This window comes from Streptomyces sp. NPDC029044, from assembly GCF_040637495.1.
Lineage (GTDB): Bacteria > Actinomycetota > Actinomycetes > Streptomycetales > Streptomycetaceae > Streptomyces.
Genome location: NZ_JBEZWN010000044.1, coordinates 53,929 through 65,680 on the forward strand (window position 1 = coordinate 53,929; position 11,752 = coordinate 65,680).

Annotated in this window: 8 protein-coding genes; 4 read left to right on the plus strand and 4 right to left on the minus strand. The window is 71.3% G+C overall.

From position 1 onward, the window contains the following. Positions 1-108 precede the first annotated feature (108 nt). Positions 109-1,770 carry a GGDEF domain-containing protein gene (locus tag AB0E85_RS28330; RefSeq protein ID WP_361932769.1) on the minus strand — a complete coding sequence of 554 codons (1,662 nt, stop codon included), beginning with the start codon at positions 1,768-1,770 and terminating at the stop codon, positions 109-111. A 225-nt stretch (positions 1,771-1,995) separates the two neighbouring features. On the opposite strand from AB0E85_RS28330, the gene AB0E85_RS28335 reads away from it, so the two are divergent. After that, positions 1,996-2,805 (plus strand): M15 family metallopeptidase, encoded by an 810-nt coding sequence (locus tag AB0E85_RS28335; RefSeq protein WP_361932772.1) that lies wholly within the window; start codon positions 1,996-1,998, stop codon positions 2,803-2,805. 47 nt (positions 2,806-2,852) lie between these two features. Next, entirely contained in the window at positions 2,853-3,389 is a 537-nt protein-coding gene (locus AB0E85_RS28340) for an NUDIX domain-containing protein (protein ID WP_361932773.1), read from the plus strand. Between the two features lie 65 nt (positions 3,390-3,454). Here the strand turns inward: AB0E85_RS28340 and AB0E85_RS28345 are convergent, their stop codons facing one another. Continuing rightward, positions 3,455-5,821: a TIM-barrel domain-containing protein gene (locus tag AB0E85_RS28345; protein WP_361932776.1), complete on the minus strand. Its 2,367-nt coding sequence runs from the start codon at positions 5,819-5,821 to the stop codon at positions 3,455-3,457. A gap of 211 nt (positions 5,822-6,032) precedes the next feature. Here AB0E85_RS28345 and AB0E85_RS28350 point away from each other — a divergent pair, with 211 nt between their 5' ends. Both AB0E85_RS28350 and AB0E85_RS28355 read left to right on the plus strand, forming a co-directional pair. Next, complete coding sequence (locus AB0E85_RS28350) at positions 6,033-8,000, plus strand: acetoacetate--CoA ligase (protein WP_361932779.1); 1,968 nt, start codon at positions 6,033-6,035, stop codon at positions 7,998-8,000. 182 nt (positions 8,001-8,182) lie between these two features. Further along, entirely contained in the window at positions 8,183-9,073 is an 891-nt protein-coding gene (locus tag AB0E85_RS28355) for a hypothetical protein (protein WP_361932782.1), read from the plus strand. A gap of 71 nt (positions 9,074-9,144) precedes the next feature. On the opposite strand, the gene ptsP is transcribed toward AB0E85_RS28355, so the two are convergent. Next, positions 9,145-10,815, minus strand: coding sequence for a phosphoenolpyruvate--protein phosphotransferase (gene ptsP, locus AB0E85_RS28360; RefSeq protein ID WP_361932785.1), 1,671 nt, complete (start codon positions 10,813-10,815; stop codon positions 9,145-9,147). A gap of 78 nt (positions 10,816-10,893) precedes the next feature. Continuing rightward, positions 10,894-11,343 carry a PTS glucose transporter subunit IIA gene (locus tag AB0E85_RS28365; RefSeq protein WP_184843426.1) on the minus strand — a complete coding sequence of 150 codons (450 nt, stop codon included), beginning with the start codon at positions 11,341-11,343 and terminating at the stop codon, positions 10,894-10,896. Between the last annotated feature and the right edge of the window lie 409 nt (positions 11,344-11,752).

The following is an 11,752-nucleotide window of genomic DNA, read 5'->3' on the forward strand; positions in this document are numbered from 1 at the left end:
ACCCGCCCATGGGGACCCCGCCCGACCAGATCCGGTGGGCCGGGAACTCACGCCCGGAGCCCGGACGAGCCCGTCGGGTGGCAGCCGAATCGGCGCCTCCCGCACGCCTCAGACGCCCTGCACGCCCCTCTCGACCGGCACCCCGCACCCCGCCGACTCCGGCGCCGGTCGCGAGCCCCTGCGGGCTTCATGGCCCGGCACGCCCGCCCGGCCCAGCACCCAACTCGCCCCGCACAGCGCCTTCGCCGCCTTCTTCAACGGAGCCAGGCAGGCCGCCGCCTGCCGGTGGTCGGTCACACTGCCCGGCGTGCACAGCACCGTCGCGAGGGACAGCGTGACCGGCCGGCCCCCAGCCGACCAGTCGGCGTCCAGCACCGAAGCGGCCAGCGGATCGAGACCGTCCGGATCGGCGAGCACCAGGAAGTCGTCCCCGCCGATGTGCCCCACGCGCGCGCCTCCCGTCGCGGCCCGTTGCAGCGCCCGGCCCACCGCACGGATCAGCTCGTCGCCCGCCGCGAACCCGGCCCCGTCGTTTACCTGCTTGAAGTGGTCGACGTCCAGCCAGCTCAACGCGAACGCCCGTCCCGCGGCGATCCGCCGGTCCACCTCGCCGGTGATCGCGTCCGAGCCGGGCAGACGCGTCAGGGGATTGAGCCCCGCCGCCTCCTCCACCCGTGTCTCCGCCAGCGCACGCACGAGGTCCGCGAGCCGCACGGCCCCAACGCACCGCCCGTGCTCGTCCACCACGGCCACGTCGTCCGACGTGCGCTCCCGCCCTCCGACCGCCACCACGTCCAGGACCTCCCATGCCGTGGCGTCGACGCCCACCGTCCGCGGCGGGTCGCCGAGCTTGGCCGCGGGCCGGTCGGCATACAGGGCGTGTCCGTAGCGCCCCGACATCGACAGCAGGAAGCGGGAGCGGTGCACCGACCGGACCGGCGCGCCGGTGGTGTCCACGAGCAGCACCCCGGACACGTCCGGCGCCCCCGTCAGCAGGGCGCGCACCTGCCCAGCGGACGCGGTGGCCGGCAGCAGGGCCGCCGGCCGGACGAACTCCCGCACCGACGGCCCCGTCCGCGGTGCGGCCACCTCGGCGGGAGAGCGTGGCGGGACGTAGACGTCCGCGGCGGGGAGGCGCGCCGGTGGTGCGAACAGCTCGCCCTGCGCCAGCTGCGCTCCGCCCGCCAGCGCCGCCGCACACTGGCCCTCGGTCTCCACACCCTCCACGGCCAGGAGCGCCCCCAGCTCGTCGCACAACGTCCGCATCGAACGCACCACCGCCGGTCGCGCCAGCAGCGACGCGTCCAGCTTCACCAGGCCGGGGGAGAGGTCCGAGAGCAGCCGCAAGGGCACGTCCCCGTCCCCGATCCCGTCCGCGCAGATCCGGAAACCCTGCCCGCGCAGCGTGGCCACCGCCTCCAGCAGAGCCTGCTGCGGCACATGCGTGTACGGCGGGCAGAGGTCGATCGTGACCTCCCAGGGCAGTCGCCCCGCCTCCTGCACGGCATCGTGCAGTGACGGGAGCCCGCCGAGGTCCGCGAGCGTCCCGGCGAACACGTTGACGAACAGCGGAAGCAAGGTCTCCTTGCGAGCCGCCGCACGAACCGCCGACACCGCCAGCCGGCAGTCGAGCCCGGGGTCCCGGCGGGCCTCGGCAAGGATGTCGCCGGTCTCCGGCCGGGCGAGTATCTCCAGCCCCGCGACCGCGCCGGTCGTCAGATTGACCACCGGTTGGAAGGCGAAGCGGAGAGTGTCCGTCCAGGAGTGCACGGGAGCATGATCGACGTCACCGGCACGCACCCAGGCGCAGTTCATGAGACGTTCACGCAGCATTCCGGAGCGATCACGCAGCGTATGGCTCAGAGGTGTGACGGGATGTCAGAGTTGTGTCACGGTCGGCCGGAGAGCCGCAGCACGCCCCCCAGTGCGGCGGGCAGTTGCCACGCCCGCCGCGATCTCTTCCCTCAACGCCCCCACTCCTGATAGACGCAGGGCATGACACGACTCACCACCGTGGCACGTGCCCTGATCACCGCGTTCGCCGCCCTGCTGGCATCGACCGCCCCCGCCGCGACCGCCCGGGCCGGCACCGACCCCAAGGCACCGGCGGACTTCGTGGCACTGAGCAGCGTGGACCCGACGATCATCCAGGAGATGCGCTACGTCACCCCGCACAACTTCGTGGGCGAGCGCATCGACGGCTACCGGCAGCCCGTCTGCATCCTCACCCGCCCCGCCGCCGAAGCCCTCCACAAGGCGCAACGCAAGCTCCTGCGCCAGGGCTACACGCTCAAGGTGTACGACTGCTACCGGCCCCAACGGGCGGTGGACCACTTCGTCCGCTGGGCCGAGGACCTCGACGACGAGGCCATGAAGGGCGAGTTCTACCCGAACATCGACAAGACCCGGCTGTTCGCCGACGGGTACATCGCGGCGAAATCCGGCCACAGTCGCGGTTCCACCCTGGACGTCACGCTCGTCAGACTCCCGGCGAAGCCGACCAGGCCCTACCGTCCCGGAGAGCCCCTGGTGCCGTGCTTCGCACCCCAGGGCGAGCGTTTCCCCGACAACTCGGTCGACATGGGGACCGGATTCGACTGCTTCGACACCCTCTCGCACACCCTCGACCCCCGCATCCAGGGCCGCCAGCGCCACAACCGGCTGCTCCTCAAGAGCACCCTGGAAGGGCTCGGATTCGTGAACCTGGCGGAGGAGTGGTGGCACTACACCTTCAAGCCCGAGGCCTATCCCGACACGTACTTCGACTTCCCCGTGTCCCGCAAGTCGCTGACCGGCGCTCACTGAGCAGCCTGCCCGAGACGCCCTCCCCGTGATCGGCTACAGTCCGCCGCGTGTCCGAGAATCAGCACTCCGCTTCCAACTCCGCGCCGAACTCCCACTGTTCGAGCTGCGGCGCGCCCTACGGAGAGGGCGTCACCGGCTGGCCCCGCACCTGCCCGGTGTGCGGGGCCGTGGCCTACCGCAATCCCCTCCCGGTCGCGGTGGCCCTCCAGCCCGTGTACGACACCCAGGGCACCGCCCTGGTGGTCATCACCCGAACCATCGCCCCCGCGCGCGGGGGCACCGCCCTGCCCGGTGGCTACATCGACGACCGGGAGGACTGGCGGCAGGCCGTCATACGCGAACTCCGGGAGGAAACCGGCATCGACGCCGCCGGCCGTGACGTACGGCTCGCCGACGCGATGAGCTCACCCGACGGACACCTGCTGCTGTTCGGTCTCCTGCCGGAGCGTCCCGCCGAGGGCCTGCCCTCCTCCACCGCCACGGACGAGACAGCGGGCTGGCACCTCCTGCGCAGGCCCGAGGAACTCGCCTTCCCCCTGCACACCCTGGCCGTACGGGCCTGGTTCGAGGGCCGGTACATCTGAGTTCACCGCTCACGGCTCACCGCTCACGGCTCACCGCTCACGGCTCACCGTTCACCGCTCTCCGTTCACGGCTCACCGGCCCCGCGGACGCGCACCGGGTAGGGCGGCACGCCCCCGCCGTCCTCACCCTCCCGCTCCACGACCACCCGCGAGCCCGTCCACCGAGCGGTGTAGCGCTCGATCTCCGGCTCGTCCCACCCGTCGCCCCCGTCCGGCACGACCAGCCCGCCCCCGGTCCGCCCCCGGGCGGGCGCCCACACCTCCAGCTCCAGCCCGCCGTCCTCCCCGCGTACCGGGAGCACCGCACCCGCGCGTGCCAACACGGGGATACGCGACAGGGGCGCGTCGACGAGCACCTTCCCCGGCCCCTCGTACGCCCGCCCTGTCGCGGTGTCGTACCAGCGCCCCCTCGGCAACTGCACCGCGCGCCGGTCGGCGCCCGGGTCCAGCACCGGTGCCACCAGCAGGCTGTCACCCAGCAGAAAGGCGTCCTGACACTCCCGCAGGGCCCGCTCCTCCGGCGCCGTCCACCACAGAGGCCGCACGTAGGGCGCTCCCGTACGCCGCGCCAGATGCGCCAGCGTCATGAAGTACGGCAGCAGCCGCCGGCGTTCGACGAGCGCCACGCGCGCGTGCTCCAGCACTTCGCCACCGAACTCCCACGGCTCCCTGCGCCCCGCCCGCAGACTCGCGTGCGTACGGAACAGCGGCAGATAAGCGCCCAGCTGGAACCACCGCAGATACAACTCGGGGGACGGATCCCCGTCGAAGCCCCCGATGTCGGGCCCCGAATACGGGACACCGCACAGCCCGAGCCCCATCACCAGGGCCAGAGAGGCCCGCAGCCCCGGCCAGCCGCCGGCCACGTCCCCCGACCACGTCCCTCCGTAGCGCTGCATGCCGGCCCACCCGGAGCGGGAGAACAGGAACGGCCGCTCCTCGGGAGCGAGCTTCCGCAGCCCCTCGTAGGCCGCCCTGGCCATGCACAGGGCGTACACGTTGTGCGCCTCCCGGTGGTCACCGCCCCGCCCTTCCAGGGAGTGCCGGGCGGACCGCGGCAACGTCGACTCACCGCAGGCGGTGAACGACGTGGGTTCGTTCAGGTCGTGCCAGAAGCCCGAGAAGCCCTGGGCGAGCCGCTCCTCGTAGAGCCCGCCCCACCACGCCCGCACGCGCGCGTGCGTGAAGTCGGGAAAGACCACCTCCCCGGACCACGCGACACCCTCCACCACGTCCCCCGAGGCGCTCCTCACGAACGCGTCCTCGGCGACCCCGCCGTCGTACACCGCACGGCCGGGCATGGCCTTCACGCCCGGGTCGACGATCGACACCAGTCTGACGCCGCCCCGCCGGAGCTCCTCGGCCAGGACGGGCAGCTTCGGGAAGCGGTCCTGGTCGACGGTGAAGACCTGGTGCGCCTCCAAGTGGTCGATGTCCAGGTGCACGGCATCCAGCGGCAGACCGTGTTCCAGGTATCCGGTGACGATCCGCCGTACCTCCTGCTCGCTGCCGAACCCCCACCGCGCGTGATGGTGCCCGAGTGCCCACGCGGGCGGCAGCGCGGGTGCCCCGGTGAGCGACGCCCAGGCGAGCAGCACGCGCGCGGGAGTGCCCACCATCACCCAGCAGCGCAGCGGGCCACCGTCCATCCGCAGCTCGCTCGTCCCGGCACGGTCGTGCCCCGAACCCGCGCCCTCCTCGCCCTCCCGCAGCGTCACCGTGCCGTCCCACGAGCTGTCGTGGAACGCCAGATGCGTACCTCCGTCGGACACCACCAGCTGCACCGGCATCGTGATGTACAGCGGATCGTCCCCCGGCGCGAAGGAACGGCCCGGATCGGTGTTCCACAGCCGGTACGTCCCGTCCGGCAGCCGAGGCCCCGAGGCACGCCCCCCGAGTCCGAAGAACCGCGCGTCGGCGCCCACCTCCGATCGCTGCATCCAGCGCGCCGGGCCGCCGCCGACCGGCTCCCACCACCGCGGCGGCAGATCACGCCGCAGGGTCACACCACCCGGAGTGAGCACCTCCACCGCGCCGTGCCGCGAGACCACCACCGTCGCCCGCTCGGCCACCACACGCCAGCCGCCGTCCTTGTCCGGCTCCAGCACCGCCCGCGGATCGGGCTCCGGGCAACGGCCGGCCAGCGCGTACGACGGCTCGGGCTCCGCCCCGTCCCAGCCCCAGAAAACGGCCCCGTTCACGGCCACCAGAATCCGCAGCTCCGACCGGCTGAACCGGACGACGCCGCCCCCCGGCCCCGGCGCCGCGCCCTCCACCAGCCCGGGCACCCGCGCACGCTCGGCCCCCCGCGCCGGCAGCCCGGTGGCGTCGGCCCGGCTCCTGCGCCACGCTGCTCGTACGGTACGCACACCCTGCGCCGCCCCCACCGAAGCCACCGCTTTCACCGAACGCACCAGGTCACGACCGTTCATGCTGCTCACCCTGCCACTGACCGCCTCGCAAACGGGTGTCGTTCAACTGCCGTTCACCCGTGCCAGGACCACATCTTCACGACACGGACTATGTGGGGCGCACCCTGGTGCCGAAGTCGATCACATGGCATTGTCCGTGCCAGCCGCTCACGCGCACACCCCAGCCCGTGCGCGGAGGACGCACACGACGCGCACAGTCCGGGAGCCGACCATGTCGACCGACAGTTTCCAGCCGCTCTGGCAGCCCGATCCCGGGCGCATCGCCCGGGCACGGATCACCAGGTTCCAGGCCTGGGCCGCCGAACACCACGGCGCCCCCGCCGAAGGCGGCTACGCGGCCCTGCAGCGCTGGTCCGTCGACGACCTGGACACCTTCTGGAGAGCCGTCACCGAGTGGTTCGACGTCCGCTTCTCGCACCCCTACGCGCGCGTGCTGGGAGACCGCTCGATGCCGGGCGCCCAGTGGTTCCCCGGAGCGACCCTCAACTACGCCGAACACGCCCTGCGCGCGGCCGACACCCGCGCGGACGAGCCGGCCCTCCTCCACGTCGACGAGACACACGAACCGCGCCCCGTCACCTGGGCCGAGCTGCGCCGCCAGGTCGGCTCCCTCGCCGCCGAACTGCGCGCTCTCGGAGTACGCCCCGGCGACCGCGTCAGCGGCTACCTCCCGAACGTCCCGCAGGCGGTGGTCGCCCTCCTGGCCACAGCCGCCGTGGGCGCGGTCTGGACGTCCTGTGCGCCCGACTTCGGCGCCCGCAGTGTCCTCGACCGCTTCCAGCAGGTCGAACCGGTCGTGCTCTTCACGGTCGACGGCTACCGCTACGGCGGCAAGGAGCACGACCGACGTCAGGTCGTGGCCGAACTGCGGCACGAACTGCCCACCCTGCGCGCAGTGATCCACATCCCGCTCCTCGGTACCGAGGCACCCCAGGGAGCCCTGGAATGGTCGGCCCTGACCTCGGCCGACACGCAGCCCGTCTTCGAGCAGGTGCCCTTCGACCACCCCCTGTGGGTGCTCTACTCCTCCGGCACGACCGGACTGCCCAAAGCCATCGTCCAGTCCCAGGGCGGCATCCTGGTCGAGCACCTCAAGCAACTCGGCCTGCACTGCGACCTCGGCCCGGAGGACCGCTTCTTCTGGTACACCTCGACCGGCTGGATGATGTGGAACTTCCTCGTCTCCGGCCTGCTCACCGGCACCACGATCGTCCTCTACGACGGCAGCCCCGGCTACCCCGACACCGGCGCCCAGTGGCGGATCGCCGAACGCACCGAGGCCACCCTCTACGGCACCTCCGCCGCCTACGTCATGGCCTGCCGCAAGGCGGACGTGCACCCGTCCCGCGACTTCGACCTCTCCTCGGTCCAGTGCGTCGCCACCACCGGCTCGCCCCTGCCGCCCGACGGCTTCCGCTGGCTGCACGACGAGGTCCGCGACGACCTGTGGATCGCCTCCGTCAGCGGCGGCACCGACGTGTGCTCCTGCTTCGCCGGAGCCGTACCCACCCTTCCGGTCCACGTCGGCGAACTCCAGGCCCCCTGCCTCGGCACCGACCTCCAGTCCTGGGACCCCCACGGCAGTCCCGTCATCGACGAGGTCGGCGAACTCGTCGTCACCAACCCCATGCCGTCGATGCCCATCCACTTCTGGAACGACCCCGACGGCAGCCGCTACCACGACAGCTACTTCGACACCTATCCCGGCGTGTGGCGGCACGGCGACTGGATCACCGTCACCTCCCGCGGATCCGTCGTCATCCACGGCCGCTCCGACTCCACGCTCAACCGCCAGGGCGTCCGCATGGGATCCGCCGACATTTATGAAGCCGTCGAGCGGCTCCCCGAGATCAAGGAGTCCCTCGTCATCGGGATCGAGCAGCCCGACGGCGGCTACTGGATGCCCCTCTTCGTGCACCTGGCCCCCGGCGCGGTCCTCGACGAGGCCCTGCTCAACCGCATCAAGCAGACGATCCGCGAGCAACTGTCGCCGCGCCACGTCCCCGACGAGATCATCGAAGTACCCGGGGTCCCGCACACCCTCACCGGCAAGCGCATCGAGGTCCCCGTCAAGCGCCTCCTCCAGGGCACCCCCCTGGAGAAGGCGGTCAACCCGGGCTCCATCGACAACCTCGACCTGCTGAACTTCTACGAGGAACTGGCCCGCAAGCGCGTCTGACCGCACCCCCCCGTCACACACTCCCCGTCACCGGCGCTCCGGAGGCAGGTCACCCGGCTACCCCCCCCTGTGACCTGCCCCTTCCGGCCTCGCCTGAGCACGCGATCTCCCGCAGTCAGGCCATTGTCAGTGCCGCCGATTACTGTGAGTGAGCATTGATCGACCGTGCACAGGGGGAAACAATGGCGCACACCGAAAACCGGACCATGCGGCGCGTCCTGCACCGCGAAATCGCCGGCACCATCGGCCTGCTGACCGACGAGCACGACTTCCGGGCCATGCGGCGCTACCGCAGCTTCACCTTCGCCGACCACGCGACCTACCTCAAACAGGTGGAGGCCCTCCTCAGGACCCGCGCCCTGCAGGGCAGCCACACCACGGTGGCCCTCTTCGACCCCGAGGAGTACGCCGAGTTCTGCGTACAGAAGGGCCTGGACCCCGACCACCCGTCGAGCCGCACACGCTTCACCGCGCAGATCGCCGCCACAGGCCCGACCCTTCCCTACGACGGCCGCCCACTGGCCGACCTGCTCCCGGCCCTCGTCGACGAAGCCGTACGGCAGGCCACCTGGGAGTACGCGACCACCCTCCTCGCCCGCCTGGGCCCCTGCACCTCCTGCGGCGAAGACATCGGACGCGCCGCCTTCACACGGGCCGCCGGCCTGCTCGTCCGCATCCTCGACACCGCCCCACCCGGCGACCGTCACCTCGTCTGCAGTGTCACCGGACCGCCCGAAACCCTCACCGCTGCCCTCCACATCACCGACGACGGGGCCTCCCTGGAACTGAACGAGACCGAAGCCCTCGAGTTCACGACGATCCTGGCCCTCGGCCTGGCCACCGAGAGCCCCGGAGGACTCGTCATCCGCACCAGCGCCCCGGACAGCCCCGACCGCGTCTACGGCTGGCGCATGCGCGGCTACGGACTCGAACCCCTCACCGCGGGAGAGGTCTTCGACGCCTACTGCACCGACGTCGAATCCGGAGACCTGATCTCCCCTGAATCCAACGTCGACTACTGCGCGCCGCCCGACCTCGGGGAGGAGAAACCCACCCCCGGGCACCAGCACTGAAACGCCGGGAGGGGCGCCCCACCTCGGTGGAGCACCCCTCCCGGGAGAACCGTCGTGGGCCGGGCCCGGCCCTATTCGCCCGACAGCACCGCCTGCGCCGCGCTGCGCGCGTCCTCAGCGCTGTCCGTCGCCCGCGCCGCCGCAGCAGCCCGCTCGCACTGCGCCAGCGTGTACTTCGCCAGCGTCGCCCGGACATAGGGAATCGACGCCGCACCCATCGAGAGAGAGGTGACGCCCAGACCGGTCAGCACACACGCGAGCAACGGGTCGGACGCGGCCTCACCGCAGACACCACAGCTCTTGCCTTCGGCCTTCGCCGCCTCGGCGGACAGCTCCACCAGGTCGAGCAGAGCGGGCTGCCAAGGATCCTGGAGCCGGGACACAGCGCCCACCTGCCGGTCGGCGGCGAAAGTGTACTGAGCGAGGTCGTTCGTCCCGAGCGACAGGAACTCGACCTCCTGAAGGATCGAGCGAGCCCGCAGCGCGGCCGACGGGATTTCGACCATCGCACCGAACTTCGCCCGCAGCCCAGCCGCACGGCAGGCGTCCGCGAAGGCCCGGGCATCCGTACGGTCCGCCACCATCGGGGCCATGACCTCGAGGTAGACGGGCAGCCCCTCCGCGGCCTTGGCCAGCGCGGTCAGCTGGGTACGCAGGACCTCCGGGTGGTCCAGAAGCGTCCGCAACCCCCGCACGCCGAGCGCAGGGTTCGGCTCGTCGGCCGGCGTGAGGAAGTCGAGCGGCTTGTCCGCGCCCGCGTCCAGCACCCGCACCACGACACGCCCCTCGGGGAACGCCTCGAGCACCTGCCGGTACGCAGCGACCTGCTTCTCCTCGGACGGCGCCTGCTTGCTGTCGTCCAGGAAGAGGAACTCGGTACGGAAGAGGCCCACTCCCTCGGCACCGGCCTCGACGGCGGCCGCCACATCAGCGGGGCCGCCGATGTTCGCGAGCAGCGGCACCTTGTGACCGTCCGCGGTGGCTCCGGGCCCGGTCGACGCGGCCAACGCGGCCTTCCGCTCGGCGGCCGCGGCCTCGAGCTGAGCCTTCTTCTCCTTGCTCGGGTCCACGAAGATCTCGCCCGTGCTGCCGTCGACTGCGATCATCGTGCCCTCGGCGAGCTCACCGGCTCCCGGCAGTGCCACCACGGCCGGCACACCGAGCGCCCGGGCCAGAATCGCGCTGTGGCTGGTCGGACCGCCTTCCTCCGTGACGAAGCCCAGCACCAGGGTCGGGTCCAGCAGCGCGGTGTCGGCCGGGGCGAGATCACGGGCAACCAGGACGTAGGGCTCGTCGCTGTCGGGCACGCCCGGCATCGGCACACCCAGCAGACGGGCGACGATACGATTCCGCACGTCGTCGAGGTCGGCCACGCGACCAGCCAGGTACTCACCGGCCCCCGCGAGCAGCTCGCGGTAGGAGGCGAACGCGTCGTAAACGCCGCGCTCCGCCGTGCTGCCGACGGCGATCCGCCGCTCCACATCGGCCATCAGCTCGGGGTCCTGGGCCATCATGGCCTGCGCCTCGAGCACGGCCTGGGCTTCACCGCCGGCCAGGTTGCCGCGTGCCATCAGGTCAGCCGCCACCGCCTCCACGGCCTTGCGGGCGCGCCCCTGCTCACGCTCCGCCTCTTCCGCCGGGATCTGCTTCGCGGGCGGCTCGAGCACCGCCGTTCCCATGTGCCGAACCTCGCCGATGGCCACACCGTGGCTCACCCCGACGCCTTGCAACGTTGTCTCCATCTCACCCGTCTCCGATAGAGCGGCGGGCCCCGCCGCCGCGGTGGTTGTCGTACTCGCCGTCTTGCGACGGCACTGACATCACTTCCAGAGGAAGAGACTGTCGCCGGCCTTCACTTCGCCGTCGATGCGAAGATCGGAGAGAGCTTCGGCCGTGGCCTCCAGGGCTACGACCGGGCAGATCGCGGACTTGCCGGCGGCCTCGACGGCGGCCGGGTTCCAGCGCACGACACCCTGTCCGCGCGTGACGGTGTCGCCCTTGTTCACGAGCAGCTCGAAACCCTCGCCGTTGAGCTGCACGGTGTCGATACCGAGGTGGGTGAGCACCCCGTGTCCGCTCTCGTCGACGACGACGAACGCGTGCGGGTGCAGGGAGACGATGACGCCGTCCACGGGGGAGACGGCCTCGGAAGGCTCACGTACGGGGTCGATCGCTGTGCCCGGGCCGACCATGGCCCCGGAGAAGACGGGATCCGGCACGGCTGCCAGTCCGATGGCGCGTCCTGCGAGCGGGGACGTCACGGTGGTCATGGGAAGCCTCCCAGGGATGGAGATCGATATGGCCGTCCCTGTAGGTACCGGGCGGCACACTGTTCAGCAGCGTATGTCACCTGAAGTGCCGGTTCCGCGCGAGCACCTCGAAGTGGTCTAGACCATACCTCAAATGGATTTGCACCCGCTCCGCGGCCGCGTGTACAGTCGTACTCCTGCCTGGGGCTGAGCGATGCAACCTTGCGTCCCGGCCGGGCAGCAACCAACTTGTCAGATCCTAACTTTGGATCACCTTCTGCATGCCTGCGGGAGAGTGGTCAGGGGGCCGGAAAAACACTGATAGAGTTTGGAACACCGAAGGGAAGCGCCCGGAGGAAAGCCCGAGAGGGTGAGTACAAAGGAAGCGACCGTTCCTTGAGAACTCAACAGCGTGCCAAAAGTCAACGCC